General features: G+C 36.7%; 18 protein-coding genes. 9 read left to right on the forward strand and 9 right to left on the reverse strand.

What is annotated here, in order from left to right; all coding sequences use genetic code 11:
- Window position 1 precedes the first annotated feature (1 nt).
- Complete coding sequence (locus RM573_RS16525; RefSeq protein WP_311584601.1) at window positions 2-2,233, reverse strand: NADP-dependent isocitrate dehydrogenase; 2,232 nt, start codon at window positions 2,231-2,233, stop codon at window positions 2-4.
- Between the two features lie 172 nt (window positions 2,234-2,405).
- Between RM573_RS16525 and RM573_RS16530 the strand changes: the two genes are divergently transcribed.
- The 7 genes from RM573_RS16530 (at window position 2,406) to RM573_RS16560 (ending at window position 8,650) form a co-directional block, all read left to right on the forward strand.
- Window positions 2,406-3,044 (forward strand): pseudouridine synthase, encoded by a 639-nt coding sequence (locus RM573_RS16530; RefSeq protein WP_311584604.1) that lies wholly within the window; start codon window positions 2,406-2,408, stop codon window positions 3,042-3,044.
- Window positions 3,044-3,520: an NUDIX hydrolase gene (locus tag RM573_RS16535; RefSeq protein WP_311584606.1), complete on the forward strand. Its 477-nt coding sequence runs from the start codon at window positions 3,044-3,046 to the stop codon at window positions 3,518-3,520. The genes RM573_RS16530 and RM573_RS16535 overlap by 1 nt, the downstream gene beginning before the upstream one ends.
- A 172-nt stretch (window positions 3,521-3,692) precedes the next feature.
- Window positions 3,693-4,838 (forward strand): tRNA 2-thiouridine(34) synthase MnmA, encoded by a 1,146-nt coding sequence (mnmA, locus tag RM573_RS16540; protein ID WP_311584609.1) that lies wholly within the window; start codon window positions 3,693-3,695, stop codon window positions 4,836-4,838.
- 28 nt (window positions 4,839-4,866) lie between these two features.
- The gene (gene hflD / locus RM573_RS16545; RefSeq protein WP_311584611.1) at window positions 4,867-5,490 is read left to right on the forward strand and encodes a high frequency lysogenization protein HflD; all 624 of its coding nucleotides are present in this window, start codon (window positions 4,867-4,869) and stop codon (window positions 5,488-5,490) included.
- A 74-nt stretch (window positions 5,491-5,564) separates the two neighbouring features.
- Window positions 5,565-6,935 (forward strand): adenylosuccinate lyase, encoded by a 1,371-nt coding sequence (gene purB, locus RM573_RS16550; RefSeq protein ID WP_311584613.1) that lies wholly within the window; start codon window positions 5,565-5,567, stop codon window positions 6,933-6,935.
- A 100-nt stretch (window positions 6,936-7,035) separates the two neighbouring features.
- Window positions 7,036-8,184 (forward strand): cupin domain-containing protein, encoded by a 1,149-nt coding sequence (locus RM573_RS16555; RefSeq protein WP_311584616.1) that lies wholly within the window; start codon window positions 7,036-7,038, stop codon window positions 8,182-8,184.
- Between the two features lie 4 nt (window positions 8,185-8,188).
- Entirely contained in the window at window positions 8,189-8,650 is a 462-nt protein-coding gene (locus RM573_RS16560) for a GNAT family N-acetyltransferase (protein WP_311584620.1), read from the forward strand.
- A gap of 69 nt (window positions 8,651-8,719) precedes the next feature.
- Here RM573_RS16560 and RM573_RS16565 read toward each other — a convergent pair whose 3' ends face one another.
- Window positions 8,720-9,118: a DUF4826 family protein gene (locus RM573_RS16565; RefSeq protein WP_311584623.1), complete on the reverse strand. Its 399-nt coding sequence runs from the start codon at window positions 9,116-9,118 to the stop codon at window positions 8,720-8,722.
- A gap of 253 nt (window positions 9,119-9,371) precedes the next feature.
- On the opposite strand from RM573_RS16565, the gene RM573_RS16570 reads away from it, so the two are divergent.
- The gene (locus RM573_RS16570; RefSeq protein ID WP_311584626.1) at window positions 9,372-10,418 is read left to right on the forward strand and encodes a Leu/Phe/Val dehydrogenase; all 1,047 of its coding nucleotides are present in this window, start codon (window positions 9,372-9,374) and stop codon (window positions 10,416-10,418) included.
- 171 nt (window positions 10,419-10,589) lie between these two features.
- On the opposite strand, the gene ydiJ is transcribed toward RM573_RS16570, so the two are convergent.
- The 7 genes from ydiJ to RM573_RS16605 all read right to left on the reverse strand — a co-directional run bounded on the left by ydiJ (window position 10,590) and on the right by RM573_RS16605 (window position 17,338).
- Window positions 10,590-13,649 (reverse strand): D-2-hydroxyglutarate dehydrogenase YdiJ, encoded by a 3,060-nt coding sequence (ydiJ, locus tag RM573_RS16575; RefSeq protein ID WP_311584629.1) that lies wholly within the window; start codon window positions 13,647-13,649, stop codon window positions 10,590-10,592.
- 338 nt (window positions 13,650-13,987) lie between these two features.
- Window positions 13,988-14,359 carry a DUF3224 domain-containing protein gene (locus RM573_RS16580; RefSeq protein WP_311584632.1) on the reverse strand — a complete coding sequence of 124 codons (372 nt, stop codon included), beginning with the start codon at window positions 14,357-14,359 and terminating at the stop codon, window positions 13,988-13,990.
- Window positions 14,360-14,437: 78 nt separating this feature from the next.
- Window positions 14,438-14,656: a glycine zipper domain-containing protein gene (locus RM573_RS16585; protein WP_311584635.1), complete on the reverse strand. Its 219-nt coding sequence runs from the start codon at window positions 14,654-14,656 to the stop codon at window positions 14,438-14,440.
- Window positions 14,657-14,712: 56 nt separating this feature from the next.
- Window positions 14,713-15,255, reverse strand: a complete 543-nt coding sequence (locus tag RM573_RS16590) for a DUF4287 domain-containing protein (RefSeq protein ID WP_311584638.1) — start codon at window positions 15,253-15,255, stop codon at window positions 14,713-14,715.
- A 16-nt stretch (window positions 15,256-15,271) separates the two neighbouring features.
- Window positions 15,272-15,787, reverse strand: coding sequence for a hypothetical protein (locus tag RM573_RS16595; protein ID WP_311584641.1), 516 nt, complete (start codon window positions 15,785-15,787; stop codon window positions 15,272-15,274).
- Between the two features lie 248 nt (window positions 15,788-16,035).
- The gene (locus RM573_RS16600) at window positions 16,036-16,278 is read right to left on the reverse strand and encodes a hypothetical protein (protein ID WP_311584644.1); all 243 of its coding nucleotides are present in this window, start codon (window positions 16,276-16,278) and stop codon (window positions 16,036-16,038) included.
- 187 nt (window positions 16,279-16,465) lie between these two features.
- The gene (locus RM573_RS16605; RefSeq protein ID WP_311584647.1) at window positions 16,466-17,338 is read right to left on the reverse strand and encodes a LysR family transcriptional regulator; all 873 of its coding nucleotides are present in this window, start codon (window positions 17,336-17,338) and stop codon (window positions 16,466-16,468) included.
- Between the two features lie 101 nt (window positions 17,339-17,439).
- Here RM573_RS16605 and maoP point away from each other — a divergent pair, with 101 nt between their 5' ends.
- Entirely contained in the window at window positions 17,440-17,739 is a 300-nt protein-coding gene (gene maoP / locus RM573_RS16610; RefSeq protein ID WP_311584649.1) for a DUF413 domain-containing protein, read from the forward strand.
- Window positions 17,740-17,884: the final 145 nt, after the last annotated feature.

Here is a 17,884-nt window from a genome sequence, read left to right on the forward strand (position 1 = left end):
TTTACAAAAGGCTTGATAAAATTGTGTTGAACGTTTCACTTGGACGCATAGCTTTTTCAGCTAATGTCGTATCTGCGAAGTAATAACCATCAATATCCATTGCTGGACCTTGAGCAGAGTTTAACTCATCAACAATTTTAGCTTCTTGCTTAGTTAATGCTTGCGCAACTGCCGTAAATGCAGCTTTAAGCTCTTCATCAGCGGTTTGCTCTGCTAATGCTTGTGCCCAATACATACCTAAGTAAAAATGAGAACCACGGTTATCTAATTCACCCACTTTACGTGAAGGTGACTTATTTTCATCTAAGAATTTACCCGTAGCCGCATCTAAAGTATCTGCCAGTACTTGCGCTTTAGTATTGCCCGTTGTTACCGCTACATGCTCTAAAGACGCTGCCAATGCTAAAAATTCACCTAGTGAATCCCAACGTAAATGGTTTTCTTTATTGAATTGCTGAACGTGCTTAGGTGCTGAGCCACCTGCACCCGTTTCAAATAAACCACCGCCATTCATTAATGGCACAATTGATAACATTTTTGCAGACGTTCCTAATTCTAAAATTGGGAATAAGTCAGTTAAGTAATCACGTAATACGTTACCAGTGACAGAAATAGTATCTTCACCTTTAGCACAACGCGCTAAGGTATATTCACACGCTTGTACAGGCGCTAAAATTTGAATATCTAAACCTGTTGTATCGTGGTCGGCTAAATAAGTGTTAACTTTTTTGATCATTTGGGCATCATGGCCACGGTTTTCGTCTAACCAAAATACTGCCGGCATACCACTTGCTCTTGCACGGGTAACCGCTAATTTAACCCAATCTTGAATAGGAGCATCTTTCGCCTGACACATTCTGAAAATATCACCTTGGGCAACATTTTGTTCGATTAATGTTTCACCATTTTCAGTAACAACACGAACGGTACCATTACCTGTCATGGTGAATGTTTTATCGTGTGAACCATACTCTTCAGCTTTTTGAGCCATCAAGCCAACGTTTGGCACTGTACCCATAGTTGTTGGGTTGAATGCACCATTTTCACGACAAAAATCAACAACTGCTGAGAAAACACCAGCATAGTTACGATCTGGGATCATAAACTTAGTATCTTTTTGTTTTCCGTCAGGGCCCCACATTTGACCAGAAGCACGAAGCGCTGCCGGCATAGAAGCATCGATAATTACATCGCTTGGAACATGTAAGTTAGTAATACCATTATCAGAATCAACCATCGCCATTTCTGGACGAGAAGCATAAACCGCGGCTAAATCTGCTTCAATTTCTGCTTTTTTATCAGCAGGTAAACGCGCTATTTTCGCGTAAACATCACCAATACCATTATTAGCATCAACACCTAACTGTTCAAAAGTTTCTGCATGTTTTTCAAAAACATCTTTATAGAAAACTTTAACACAATGGCCGAACATAATTGGGTCTGAAACTTTCATCATGGTCGCTTTTAAATGAAGCGATAATAAAACATCTTCTTCTTTCGCTTTGGCAATTTCAGTTTCGTAAAATTTAACTAAAGCATCTTTACTCATCACAGAAGCATCAATGACTTCTTTATCAAGTAACGGTAAATTTGATTTTAATAAGGTAACGTCACCATTGTCAGCGACAAATTCAATGTTTACGTTTGTAGCACCATCAACAGTTACCGACTTTTCGCTGCCGTAAAAATCACCCGATGACATATGTGCCACATGTGATTTAGACTCTTTAGACCACGCACCCATTGAGTGTGGGTTATTACGAGCATATTGTTTAACAGAACCTGGCGCACGACGATCAGAATTACCTTCACGTAATACCGGGTTTACCGCTGAACCTAATACTTTCGCATACGTTAATTTGATTGACTCTTCTGCTTCATTTTGTGGTTCTGCAGGATAATCAGGTAATGCATAACCTTTATCTTGCAATTCTTTAATAACCGCTTGTAATTGAGGAATTGATGCAGAAATATTAGGTAATTTGATAATATTTGCTTCAGGCGTTTTCGCTAATTCACCTAATTCACTTAAAGCATCACCAATTTGTTGCTCTGGCGTCAAATATTTAGGAAAATTAGCAATAATACGACCTGCTAAAGAAATATCGCGTGTATCTACATCAATACCTGATGACGCAGTAAATGCTTGGATAATGGGTAATAGTGAATAAGTCGCCAGTGCTGGCGCTTCATCTGTGATGGTATAAATAATTTTAGATGATTCTGTGGACATTTTTCTTCCTACTTTGATCTGCGAGCGTGCGACAAAGTGAATATTCATTCAACTTAAATAGGTTGATATCCACCTTATCAAAAATTTATTTAGCGCGCGCATAGTATAGGAAATCATGCCATATTTAAATAGCTTGATAAGAACGATTAGTAATAAAACGGAGTAAAAAAGCGTGGTAGAAAGAAGAAATTGGCAAAATAAAAGAGCAAAACCAAGCCATGCAAAAAAGGTCAGACCAGTGAACGATGAAAAAAAAATAGTTTTGCTTAACAAACCTTTTAATGTTTTAAGTCAATTTACTGATGATGAGGCAAACCATAATAACAAAAGAAAGACTTTAAAAGATTTTGTGCCAATTAAAGATATCTATGCGGCAGGACGTCTTGATCGAGATAGTGAAGGTCTACTTTTGCTGACCAATGATGGTAAATTACAGCATAAATTAGCGAATCCCACGCAGAAAACTGAAAAAACCTATTGGGTACAAGTAGAGGGGGCGCCGCAAGAAACAGATCTAAATTTATTACGCCAAGGCATCGAGTTAAAAGATGGCATGACAAAACCGGCTAAAGTAACTGTGATGGATGAACCCAATATCTGGCCAAGAACACCGCCTATTAGAGAAAGGGCAAACATTCCTACCACCTGGCTTGAAATATCAATTACCGAAGGCAGAAACAGGCAAGTAAGGAGAATGACCGCCAATATCGGTTTTCCAACCCTTAGGTTGATTCGTTATAGCATAGGGAAATATACCATAGCAGGAATAGAAAATGGCCAATTTAAAACTCTGAATATAAGGAATAATTAATGAGTCACTTAACCCAAGGACATGGCAGCGAACAATTTAAACCCAATACAACGGTTGCCGCAGTTATTGTGCATCAAGATAAGTTTTTATTGGTGGAAGAAATTGAAAATAACCAACGAGTTTTCAATCAAGCTGCTGGTCATTTAGAAGCTAATGAGAATTTAATTGATGCGGCTAAACGGGAAGTTTTTGAAGAGACAGGCTTACTAATTGAACCTCAATATTGTAGCGGTATCTATTATTTTCATCGACCTGAGATTGCACTGTATTTTTTACGTTTTTGTTTTGTCATAGAGTTAACCGAGCCGCTTAAAAGCTCCCCTAATGATGAGGAAATAATTGCGACACATTGGCTAACTTATGATGAAATTAAATCAAAAGAAACGCAATTAAGAAGCCCAATGGTTCTACAGTGTATTGACGATTATTTAGCCGGCCAAAAAGTAACATTAGACATTTTCAAAACCAATCTTTAACTTTTATCGCCTGTGAAATAGCGCAAATAGACCTTCCAAAAAATATATAACTTTCATCGTGAGAATCTCTTGTTAGGTACTATGACCAACTCATTGCCCGTGCTATAATTTCGCGCCATTTTCTTTAGGCCTTTTGTAATACAACATAAACATTAGGAAAAACGAGTAATCAATGTCTATTAGTGAGCCATTAAACGAAAAACGTCCACAAGATACCAAAGTCATTGTTGGTATGTCAGGTGGAGTAGACTCTTCTGTATCAGCACATCTGTTGATTGAACAAGGCTATCAAGTTGAAGGCTTGTTCATGAAAAATTGGGAAGAAGATGATACCGATGAATACTGCGCCGCTGCTGAAGACTTAAAAGATGCTCAACAAGTGTGTGAAAAACTCGGTATAAAGTTACACACAATTAATTTTGCAACCGAATATTGGGACAATGTTTTTGAATATTTTTTAGCAGAATACAAAGCCGGTCGTACACCTAATCCTGATATTATGTGTAATAAAGAAATTAAATTCAAAGCTTTCCTTGAGTTTGCATGTGAAGACTTAGGTGCTGACTACATCGCGACAGGCCATTATGTTCAACGAAAATTTATCACTGATGAACAAGGTAATGGTCAATGGGCTATGTTACGTGGCTTAGATAATAATAAAGATCAAAGTTACTTTTTATATACGCTAAGCGATAAACAAGTTGGTCGTACTTTATTTCCCGTTGGTCATATCGAAAAACCTGAAGTGCGCGCTATCGCTGAAAAAGCGGATTTAGTTACCGCCAATAAAAAAGACAGCACGGGAATTTGTTTTATTGGTGAACGTAAATTTAAAGACTTTCTGGGGCAATACTTACCTGCACAACCGGGAAAAATAGAATCTGCTGAAGGTGAAGTTATTGGTGAGCATGACGGATTAATGTATCACACACTAGGCCAACGTAAAGGACTTCGTATTGGTGGTTTAGCAAATGCGGGGGAAGAGCCTTGGTACGTGGTTGAAAAAGACCTGTTAAGAAATGTGTTAATTGTTGGACAAGGTCATAACCACCCTCGTCTATTCTCTAAAGGATTAATTGGCAATCAGCTCCATTTGGTGAATCGCAAAAAACTTGATAAGCCGATTTCTTGCACGGTAAAAACACGCTACCGCCAAGAAGATGTTCCTTGTACTCTAACTCCGGTAAGTGAAGTTGAAGGTACTTTTCAGGTTATGTTTGATGAACAGCAAAGCTCAGTTACACCCGGTCAGTCTGTCGTATTTTATCAAGATAATATTTGCTTAGGCGGCGGCATTATTAATACTCTTATTCGTTAAGCGCATGGGTTAAGGTTAATTATATTTTATGCAAGCATTTGAAGAACAAACTATAACACTCGCAGCAGTTTGCCAAGTTGCATTGTTAGTACAAAAATTATCTAGACAAGGACAAACACTCGACGAGGAGTTTGTTACTTTATTAAATAGTGTAATGGTTACCTCTCCTGACAGTACATTAGAAGTTTATGGTCGAGATATCAGTCACTTATCTCTTGGTTTACAAACCTTGATGTCGCATTTAGGTAACCAAACAACCCAAAAAGATCCGGAAATTACTCGCTATGTTGTCAGCTTATTAAGTTTAGAGCGTCGATTAAGTAAAAAACCTAAACAGCTTGCTGAATTAGGGAATAGAATCGAACAATGTCAACGCCAATTAGCCCATTATGATATTGATAGTGAAACGCTCGTTGCAAGTTTAGCTAGTATTTACAGCGATATAATTAGCCCGATTGGCACCCCTATTCAAGTGGCCGGTAACCCAGAAATATTAAAGCAACCTGTTAATCAACATAAAATTAGAGCGTTATTACTTGCAGGTATTCGCTCAGCGGTTTTATGGCGACAAGTAGGTGGTAAACGCAGAACTATTTTATTCTCACGTTCAAAAATTGTTGGATGTGCAGAGCAATTATTAAAACGTATATAAATATTAATCATGTTAACGACGCTTTAATTTAACCATTAAATAATTACAGCCAGTTAACGAAATTAGGAAATATTATGGAACTTTCAGCATTAAGTGCAATTTCACCAGTAGATGGTCGTTATGGTAGCAAAGTAAAATCATTACGCCCTATTTTTAGTGAATTTGGTTTAATTAAATATCGCGTAACGGTTGAAGTACGTTGGTTACAAAAATTAGCAGCAACACCAGAAATTAACGAAGTTCCAGCCTTTAGTGCTGAAGCGACAGCGGCATTAAATGCGATTGTTGATAACTTTAGTGAAGAAGATGCATTACGTATTAAACACATTGAAGCAACAACTAACCATGATGTTAAAGCGGTTGAATACTTTTTAAAAGAGCAAGTGGCCAACAACGAAGAATTAAATGCGGTAACTGAGTTTATTCACTTTGCCTGTACCTCTGAAGATATCAATAACTTATCTCATGGTTTAATGTTAACTGAGTGTCGTGAGCAAGTTTTACTGCCGGTAATAGATGACATATTAACAGAAATTAAAGCACTAGCCGTTGAATATAAATCCATCCCTATGATGTGCCGTACACATGGTCAGCCTGCCTCACCGAGTACTATGGGTAAAGAATTCGCCAATGTTTATGTACGTTTAAAACGTCAACGTGATCAAATCGCTAATGTTGAATTTTTAGGTAAAATTAACGGTGCAGTCGGTAATTACAATGCTCACCTTTCCGCTTACCCTGAAGTAAATTGGCATAGCTTTTCTAATGAGTTTGTCACCTCATTGAACTTAACGTGGAATGCCTTTACTACCCAAATTGAACCACATGATTATATCGCTGAATTATTTGATGCGGTTGCTCGATTCAATACTATCTTAATTGATTTCGACCGCGACATTTGGGGTTATATTGCCATTGGTCACTTCAAACAAAAAACAATTGCGGGTGAAATTGGCTCTTCAACAATGCCACATAAAGTAAACCCAATTGATTTTGAAAATTCGGAAGGTAACTTAGGAATTGCGAACGCATTATTCGCTCACTTAGGACAAAAATTACCTGTGTCACGCTGGCAACGTGATTTAACAGACTCGACCGTTTTACGTAATTTAGGTGTCGGATTTGCTCATTCTTTAATTGCTTACGGTGCAACACTCAAAGGTATTAGCAAACTGCAAGTTAATGAAGAAAACTTACTGGCTGAATTAGACAGCAACTGGGAAGTATTAGCAGAGCCCGTACAAACGGTGATGCGTCGATACGGTATTGAAAAACCGTATGAAAAATTAAAAGAGCTTACCCGTGGTAAACGTGTGAATGGCGATTCAATGCGTGCCTTTATAGACAATTTAGACATGCCTGAAGAAGCAAAAGCATCTTTAAGAGAAATGACACCTGCTAGCTACATTGGCCGCGCCGTTTCATTTATCAATGAATTAGACTAATAAGCGTCATACCACGCTGATTTAGGTAACTAAAAAAGGAACCCATAGGTTCCTTTTTGTTTTTAACGATCAACACATTATTGAGTAAGAGTGAACGATTATGGAAAGTATTCAATGGGGTGCTCTAACACCTGAAACATTCTTAACAGAATATTGGCAAAAAAAACCATTGCTCATCAAGCAAGCCATCCCTAATTTTCAAGGAACAATTGAAGCTGATGAACTTGCCGGTTTAGCGATGGAACAAGAAATTGAATCCCGTATTATTGCTCAAAATCCAGATAATTCTTGGCATGTTGAACATGGCCCTTTTGATGATTTTACAAAGTTCGGTGAAACAAATTGGACCTTGTTAGTTCAAGCGGTAAATAACTGGTCGCGCGATACCGATCGTTTAATTTCGTTATTTACCTTTATTCCACGTTGGCGCATTGACGATGTAATGGTAAGTTTTTCAACACCAAACGGTGGCGTAGGTGCGCATTTAGATCAATACGATGTGTTCATTCTTCAAGGTGAAGGTAAGCGACGTTGGCAAGTGGGTGCTCCAAATAGTACATTAGAAACGTTAATTCCCCACCCTGATTTAAAACAAGTCAGTGATTTTTCGCCTATTATTGATGAAATAACAGAAGCTGGCGATCTATTATATATCCCGCCAAATCATCCACATAATGGTGTATCAATCGAAAATTCTGTCAATTATTCAATCGGTTTCCAAGCACCCAGTAATCAAGATTTATGGTCGGCATTTGCCGATAAAATGATTGATGAAGAATTAGGCGAGCAGCGTTTTTCTGATGCAGACAGACAAGTTTCAAGCAGCCCTTATCAATTACATGAAAAAGATATCAATCAAATAAAAAACTTTATGTTGAATCAACTTGCTGATGAACAATTTTTTTCAAACTATATCAGTGAATATTTAACACAAAGTCATCATACCCTAGAATTGTTAATTCCAATGGAAGCATTTACTACTGAACAAGTTTCAGGTTTTTTAGAAGATGATGAGATTCAATTTTCGCCGGTTTCTGGCATAAAAGCGTTATATTGCACAACGCCTTTAGCTAGTTTATTTATTAATGGCGATAAATTTGAATTATCAGAAGAAACTATCGGATTAGGTCAATATCTTGCTGGATCTGAGCCAATGACAACAAAAAAAGCAAAAAGTTTCATGACTTGTTTGAAAAACACTCAATTGTTAACTAGTGTGTTAAATAAGGGTTATTGGTATATAGAATAAAATCATGTCATATAGTATAGGACGAGTGCAATGGGAGAAAGCAGCTCCCTTGCTTAAAAACGTAAGAGAAAAAGTTTTTATATGTGAATGGCGCATGCCAAAAAAAATAGTGTTTGATAATAAAGATCGTCACGCTGTTCATTTACTGGTGTGTGACGATGTTACCCAAGAGCCTATTGGTACAGGACGCTTATTAGCCACAGGAGAAATATCTCGGATTGCTGTATTAAAGGCATACCGTAAAGAAAACGTTGACCATATCATTATGCATGGCTTATTAGCCATCGCCAAAGAATTAAACTTAAATGAAGTTTTCATTTATAGTCCGTTAGAAAATATCGATTACTTTAGAAAGTTTAATTTTATTAGTGCCGGTGCGGTGTTTATGGAGGCAGGTATGCCTAGACAGAAAATGCAATGCTCAATTAACGCCATTAAAAGTGCAAAATATTACCTTAGCCATTAACCATATGTGGTTAAATTATTTAGGCTTTTAGGTAATATTTATTTTATCTATCAGCTGGCACTAAGTTGATCACCAAATCTCATCTTTCGTAAATATTTTATATAAATTCTCTGCTCTACTGATCAATATATTGGCAAACTCTTGCTGCTCAGCTATACCAGCTTGTAATAATTGATCCGCTTGCAATTGCCATTTATAAGAAAAATGACGTACGGCTTCTCTCGCATCTTTTGCAGCAGTGGTTTCAATATAATCAGTAGGTAAATCGCCCGCTATAACCCAAACACTTGATTTATCGATTAAATTTAATTTCCAAACTGAAAAAAGTGGAATGATATATCTACTGTCAGCATCAGACACACTGACAGTAACTAAACCTTTATCTGCTAAAAATTTAGTCGCTACTTGATATTTATCTTTTAACCATTGCTGTTTTTCTTCATCTGTTAATTGAGAAAGTGAACTCATACTGCTTTGCCTTAACTACTTATCGTCTGCGAGTGAGGATATATAAAGATTTATTTTGACGCAAGCTATCCTTGAACTCTTCATTTTTTGCTCCTGAACTTGTGTACAAAATTCGCCACAAAGTTAAGTCAGTATACGTACAGTTTATTTTATCCCTGACTAGCTATAGCTCATGCTAAGTGGTAATGTGCGCAGCAAGAAATATTACAATATAGGTTTCAAAGAGACCAACTTAGCACACGAGGATCAAGTAGTGGCATTTTTCGATTTAGTAGATTTTGATGATCATGAACAAGTGGTATTTTGTAGTGATAAAGCAACTGGCTTAAAGGCCATTATTGCTGTGCATAACACAGCATTAGGACCTGGTGCTGGAGGTTGTCGTTTCTGGGATTATGATAATGATGAACAAGCACTAACCGATGTATTAAGACTGTCTAAAGGAATGACCTATAAAAATGCAATGGCGGGCTTGAAACTCGGTGGCGGTAAAGCTGTCATCATTGGCAATCCAAAACAACTTAAGTCAACAGCGCTTTTTGAAGCCTTTGGTCGTGCGGTTAATAATGTAGGTGGTCGATATTACACAGCTGAAGACGTTAATATCACCACCAGTGATATGGCGATTGTAAATAGCCAAACAGAATTTGTAGCAGGACTAGACGGAAAAAGTGGTAATCCTGCGCCATTTACCGCTTTAGGGACCTTTTTAGGCATTAAAGCAGCCGTTAAATTTAAACTCGGTAAAGATGATTTATCAGGATTAAAAGTCGCTGTGCAAGGTTTAGGAAGTGTTGGTTACGATTTATGTGCAAAATTACATGCAGCAGGCGCTAGCTTAGTGGTTACTGATATCAACCAAGAAGCCTTAGATAAAGCTGCCAGTGAATTCGGTGCAACTATCGTCGCTTTAGATGATATATATCATCAAGACGTTGATGTATTCTCTCCTTGTGCTTTAGGGGCTTCAGTGAACGATGTAACCATTGATTTATTTAAAGCTTCAATCATAGCTGGCTGTGCTAATAATCAATTAGCCGCGGCTAAACACGATCAACTATTAAAAGATAAAGGGATATTATACGCTCCTGATTATGTGATAAATGCAGGGGGCATTATCAACGTAGCATTAGAGATTTACCCTCAACCTTATTGTGAAAATGAAGCGACAAAATTAGTCGAAAAAATTTACCATACTTTAATGAATGTTTTTGATAAAGCGGCCAATGAGAATAAACCAACGGGGATTGTTGCCGATGAAATGGCCCGTGAAATTATCACGCGTGGAAATCAAGATTAATATTACGAGGGATTTCTTTACGTAATATAGTTTTTGATAAACATAACATTAAAGTATTCGCTTGATTTTAAAAATAAAAAACCGATCTTATGATCGGTTTTTTGCTTTATCCTTTCAGGTTTAATCTTTAACGTTTATCACTTAATGTTTAAGAATCAAACAGCACACGTATTAAGCAAGGGAAGCCACTAACACTTCAACAGGATGTTTGGTTTTTAAATGACCTAATCGTTTAACTTGGCTACGACATGAATAACCGGTAACAACCACTTGTTCTTCTTTCACCTTCGCTAATTTAGGCTGCCAGCTTAACTCAAAAAGCCCTTTTGAATTTGCCAAGTTGACGTGTTCATGACCATAAGTACCTGCCATACCACAACAGCCAACCGACACTTTATTTAATCTTAAGCCAAAATAATTAAAAATGTTTACCCACTCTTGTTCACTGCCTGCCAGCGCTGTTTTTTCCGTACAATGGGCAAATAACTGATAATCAGTATTATCTTCAAGCAACTTTTGTTCAATTTCTAGTTTATTGTGATCGATCATCGAAATAAGCCATTCATGAGCAAGTAACACAGTAAAGTCGCCACGCTCACTACCTAAAATTTGCTTGTATTCATCGCGATAACATAACGCTAATGAAGCATCCATACCGATCATCGGAATCGCTAATTCATGTAACTGATTTAAAAAGTCCGCTGTATTTTTTGCAGTTTTTGCAAAGCGCGTTAAAAAGCCTTTCACGTGTTGTGGTTTACCGTTAGGTTTAAACGGCACCAACACCGGTTTAAAACCTAATTTATCAATCAGCTGCATCAGTTTTTCAACGACGCCCGCATCATAAAAGGATGTGAAAGGGTCTTGCACTATCAACACATACGGTGCTCTTTGTTCTGCCGACAACGCTTTAAACCGTTCTAAATCAAAACGCTCAAATCCATTTCTTTCAGTTCTAATTTTTAATGTAGGCACCGATAATAATGGTGTATCAACGTAACCTATTGTCGCTTTTGACACGTTTTCGTATAGTTTATTGTCTAACACTAAGTTAACAAAGTTTGGCGCTTTTGCCATGATCGGCGCAAGTTGTTCAACATTGGCGACTAAATGATCTTTCAACGGGCGAAAATACCGTGAGTGATAAACATTTAAGAAACGTGCCCTAAAGTCTGGCACATCTACTTTTATCGGACATTGACTTGCACAAGCTTTACAAGCTAAACAGCCTGACATGGCATCCATCACTTCATGTGAAAAGTCTTGTTGGTTTGCTTTACCAAGTTTATTTTTCACTTTATTGAGTAACTGTTTAACTGACCAACCGTTAATATTTTTTTCTAGCGATAAAATATCAACACCTTTATTTTCTAATAAACGTAACCACTCACGCATTAAACCCGCTCGCCCTTTTGGCGAATGTCGACGATCCCGAGTAATTTTACTGGATGGACACATAGGACTATTCGCATCGTAATTAAAACATAAACCATTTCCGTTACATTCTAAGGCGGATTTAAATGAGTCTTTAACCTCAATAGGAATTTGTCGGTCAAACGTCCCGCGTTTTACTGCATCTACCGAAACTAATTGCTCAGTAGACTCTATTGGCGTACAAATTTTTCCTGGGTTCATTTTATTGAGTGGATCAAAAACAGTTTTAATTTTTCTTAATTCATTAAATAGTTCTTCACCAAAAAATTCAGGACTATATTCACTACGATAACCTTTACCATGTTCGCCCCACATTAAGCCCCCATATTTAGCGGTTAACGCCACCACTTTATCGGAGATTTCACGCATAATGACTTCTTGCTCAGGATCACACATATCAAGTGCCGGACGAACATGTAATACCCCCGCATCAACATGACCAAACATTCCGTAATGTAATTGATAACTGTCAAGCAATTCACGAAACTCTGCGATAAAATCGGCTAAATTCTCGGGAGGTACTGCAGTATCTTCTGCAAACGCCAATGGTTTTTGACTACCTTTGGTATTCCCTAACAAACCCACTGCTTTTTTACGCATCGCATAAAGCTTATCAATACTGGCAAGATCAGAAGTTACTTGATAACCAATAACCCCCGTTTCATTGACAATATCTTTGTCTAATTGAGTGGTTAGTAATTTAATTTCTCTAGCTAAAGCTTCAGGACTTTCACCGTTATATTCAACGATATTAATACCATCCATCACTTTATCTTCAACATCAGTAATTAACTCACTGACTGAGTGCCAAACAATGTCTTGTTTAGCTAAATTTAAGACTTTCGAATCTATGGTTTCAACTGAAGTAGCATTCGCTGCAACTAAGGTTGGAGAATGGCGAAGTGCAGAATCAAAGCTATCATATTTGATATTAATTAAGGTTTTTGCTTTGGAAATAGGCGTTAAATTTAACTTTGCTTCACAAACAAAGGCTAAAGAGCCTTCTGAGCCAGTGATCAAACGTGATAAATCAAGCGTTTGTAAATCATCACTAATAACATGCTCAAGATCATAGCCAGTCAAAAAGCGATTCAATCGTGGAAATTTATTTAAAATTTTATCCCGTTTATCAACACTTGTGGCAAGTACTTGTTTCAGGATTCTCCCTAAGGTGGTATTTTCAGTTGCTAACTCAACCGTATGAGCAACTGACATCGGTGCGGTAGAGATAGCTTCACCATTGGCCAGCACTGAGGTTAAACCAAGAACATGATCTGATGTTTTACCATAAACTAACGAGCCTTGACCTGATGCATCAGTATTGATCATGCCGCCAATAGTCGCCCGATTACTGGTTGATAAATCAGGCGAAAAGAAAAAGCCATGTGGCCTTAAAAAATCATTTAATTGATCTTTAACAACTCCTGCTTCAACTTTAACCCAGTTTTCTTCAACGTTTATTTCCAAAATACGATTCATATATTTTGATAAATCGACAATTATGCCCGGCGTTAAACTTTGGCCATTGGTACCTGTACCGCCTCCGCGAGCACTAAATTTTATTTCTTGAAATTTATCTTGGCTCGCAAGTTCAGTGATTATTTGAATATCATGTTGGCAACGCGGATGTATGACTAATTGCGGTAATTGTTGGTAAATACTGTTATCGGTTGCCACAGCTAAACGTGCGCCATAACTCGTACTGATATCACCAGTAAAGTTAAGCAAAGACAAGGTTTTCGCGTAATCTTGATATAACGGAGCAACAAGCTCTTGAGGATCTAACCGAGGTAACATAACAGCTTTAATACTTACAAAAAGAAAAGTGCAGAAAGTATATCATGGTCATTTTAATTTTTGACAGGCAGATATCAAAAACCTTAAGAACTTTTTCAACTATTATGAATATTTTTTTACTCAAAAAACCATGCAAATAGCAATGATGTTGTTCAGCCAGTGCATCGCTAAATTAATTTTTAATGCACTCTTTTAAACAACTCAAATGATCAAGAACCGTGAATAGAATTTACCATGAGGTAAAATGAACGTTTTTTTGCAAAGAACACTTTATGTTATAGCCCGTCAAGACAACAACATTATTAAAATAAGTCCTGAAATTGAAATGGCATCATTTATTACAACGAATAATTAAAGACATAAGAATGAACTCCGTTTTCTTGAATAATATCTAGCGTACCAGAAAGATCACTGAATTCCCCTTCACCTGAGCCAGCTAAAACGGTGACGGTTAACGATTGTGATGTTTTATCCATAACGCCACTATGAACCAGTGTAAACGCGCCCGTTTTCCTCTTTAATTGGCCAGAAAACTCTTCAATAGCGTAATATACCGCAGTCCCTGCTACCGTTCTTTTGCTGATCATTTGGCCAATACCTGTGCCAGTTAAATCGCCGGTATAAGTTTTATCTATTAACATTCTACCGGCTGGGCTCTCATCGTCTTGAGGTGTTAAACTTATATTGAACTGGCCTTTAGCTATCATCATATCTCTCGGTGCGTTATCTGTTATTTAAAACTTGTTAATATTGACTTAATGTTGGTTAGATAAAGTTAAATGTCGAATTTATTCATTCGATTTATCTTTATCTGTCTTAGAACTTTTTTGTAATTTAGTGCCAAGCGCAATACCTATCGCGATACCAATTGCTAAACCAACACCTATATTGCCTGTTGCAGTTCCCATTGCCACACCTACGCCAATTCCAATTGCAATTCCAGCTCCCATATTTGTTTCGTTCTTATCTTTTTGTTCAGATTTTTTTTCTTGTTTTGAGTTATTCATATCTGCCCCTTTATTAAAGATTTTATTGATTATAATAATGATACTTGTTGATATAGTTAAACGGATTTCTCATAAGCTAACACTAACCATTTGACCACTTCATCATCAATATCTGCAAGTTCACTTAATAGTATTCTATGACTACACATAGTGCCAAAGGGGCCAGAATCGGCTAACCGACTTTGAATTTCAACATCTTTAAGTTTTAATCCCAAATCAATTCTTGTTTTAGTGGCCGGCTTAATTAAAGCAAACTGTTTTTTACGAATAATACTAACACTTGTTTTTTTCGGCGTTATAACAACATCATCACCAAAACTTTCAACAATAGAAATCAATTTTTCGTAAAGAGGTAATAAATTTTCTTTTCCTTGATATTGAGCTTGAACAAGGTCTTGTTGTGACGAATCATCCTGTTTCGACAATGTTACTATGGTATTAGCAAAACCATGGGTAACACCGTATTCAGACTTTAAAAACTTGACGGCAACCCCATGTTTCTCAAAATTTTCTTTTGCTAATATGACAAACCATTCTTCCAGCGTTTTACCTGTTTTTTCAGGCATATTATTGATCATAGTTTCTAGCGCTTTATCCATGGAGTCACCTAAATTTTTATTGTAAAAATTGTTGTTCTTCACTAATCATACAAGCCTCAATCTCTTCAGGACGATTGTTTCTATCAATAAGCCAGCATTCGTCATAAATCGAACAATAACAAAGTTCTATGCTGATTGAATTATCCGCCTCTGCAATCTTTTGAGCATCTTTACCTTTATATGAAACAGGTGTAATGCTATTTTGTGGCGATAAGGTTCGATTACTTAAATGTGACTGTCTAATATTTTTAAACGCTTCAATGTCTTTCCAATGTTTTAAATATTTGCTGCCATCATAAACTTTAGCATATTTGATTAGTGCTGGGCCTGTACCACTATTATTTACACCATAACTAAAAGAACTGCCGTTAAAACTTCTGAATATTTCTAATCTCGGCCAAACAGAAGCACGTGCATATTCTCGGTCAACATAAGCAGAATAGATAGAAGTAAAGGCAGTGACCAAGCCGATGATAAGTGCCGATAAAGCAACTATCATTTCTGGGTTTTTATACCAAGGAATGTTTGCCATTTTGATAAAGTTCCTCACCTTAAACAATAAAATATGATGTTAACTAACATGCAATTAACTATAGAGCTAGCTTAAGGGAGAAAAATGAAAAAGCCAATGATGTTGGCAAAAGAGAGAATAAATAATTTCTATTTGTCTTATACGGGTGATTAATTGCGCAAAACCAAGTTTTACGCAATTACTGAATACAATTTAATAAGGAGAATCAAAAAAATAGTTTAATAGGTCTCAAGTTATCTAAAAATAAATTAATCCCAATCATCAAAATAGTCTTCTTCTAACTTTCTAAGCCGTTTCGCTTCTTGTAGCTGTTCGATTTTCTTTTTAGCCAAGAAGTTACGTTTATGATTTTGACGAGAGTTTTTAACTTCAGATGACCCCGTACTTAATTCAAAATCAGCAATGTTATTATCTAACTCTGGGTAATCGTCATCACCGTTAAAGTTTAAATCGTCTGAGGAATCCATTTCATATTGAGTAGCAATTGCCATGTTATTCACCAAAAAAGTTAATCTTGTTCAAATCGGATAATCTATGTTTTTTTCAGGTAAGAAAAGTAAAATATTTTTTAGTTTACGATAAAAATTTTTTACTTTATTCAGGCATAACTTTTGCGTGTGAAATCAAGGATGCTTTTACATACAAGTGTTGCTAAAAAAACCATCAATGTCATTCTGGTTATGGCGTCATGATAGCCGGTGCTTCTGGATCGTCTTTTCTCAATAAGTTTTTAATTTCAATAATACGTTGCTCATTTTCATTTTCTTTATGAAAAGCACTAAACACTTCACGTTCAAACACCGGTAATTTCGGGATTTCAAATAAGGTGCCCTGCTCTATAAAGGGCCTTGCTAACATATCTGGTAAATATGCGCTGCCTCCACATTGCAGCATTAAATCAAGCGCGATACGAGCGGTACTGGTTCTTATTGCGGGAATAGAAATTCCTAACACTTCTTTTGCGTGCCAGTTAATAAAACTCGTCCCCCAATCAATCATGATGTAACGCTCAACATCTGATCCTTGTTCAATCACATGATCAAAAGTGGTAACGGGGATCAATTTGAACATGTGCAATGATTCAATTTTTAACTCTTCAACTTTAGGTGGATCAAATAAAATAGCGACATCTAATGAGCGTTCCAATAATTGCCGAGTTAATTGCTCACGCGATAGAATTTCTGCAACTAAACTTATCTGAGGTTGATAATTATAAATTTTTGAGATGGCATCATGAATATATACATCCCAAGTATTGGGAGTTCCTGCAATGGAAATTTGAGCAACTTGATCAGACGCTAAGGCTACATCTTGCTTTGCCATCCTTAAGGTATTAAGCATATTCTCCGCATGGGGTACTAATCTTTCGCCAGCAGGCGTTAACTGAATGTTATTTCTCGCACGATGAAATAAAGAAACACCAAAATATCTTTCTAATTGTCGAACTCTTGTGCTGATTGCTGCTTGCGTGAGATATAAGTTTTCGGCGGCTTTGCCAAAATGTCGGCAATCTTTTACTTCTAAAAAGGTTTTTATTAACTCAACATCCATTATGTTATCTCTTATCGAAACGATAATTATTATTTGTTTTACACCACTAATACTTAGCCGCATAATCTTCGAAAATATCTCCCCTGTCAACAGAGGTAAACATGACAACAATACACGGTTTTATTCAAACAGATAGATTTTATGATGATGTGCATTTTCCTCGTGGTTTTAGTAAATCAGGCGACTTTACTATTGCAGATGCAGAGCTGTTAAGTGTCATAGGAAAACGATTATTGATGTTAGAACAAGGTGAAGTATTACCTGAAAATCAAGTTGAAGAGAAATTTGTCTTTTCATGTAAATCGGGTAATGAAGGCGAGACAAAAATTGAAATATTGTGGCAAAAATATAAAAAACTAACACAGTACAAACCGTTTCATAGTTTACACCGCTGCGCATAAGTTATTTCTAGTGGGATTGCTTGACTGTTGCTTGGTTGAATAGAGCAATCAAATAAACTCAACACTGTATTTATACGAATAACTAGGCTTTAAAAGACATTCTCTTCAACAAAATGGCTTTCATCACGCCATAAAAAACAGCATT

The organism is Thalassotalea castellviae (assembly GCF_031846185.1).
GTDB classification, from domain to species: domain Bacteria; phylum Pseudomonadota; class Gammaproteobacteria; order Enterobacterales; family Alteromonadaceae; genus Thalassotalea_H; species Thalassotalea_H castellviae.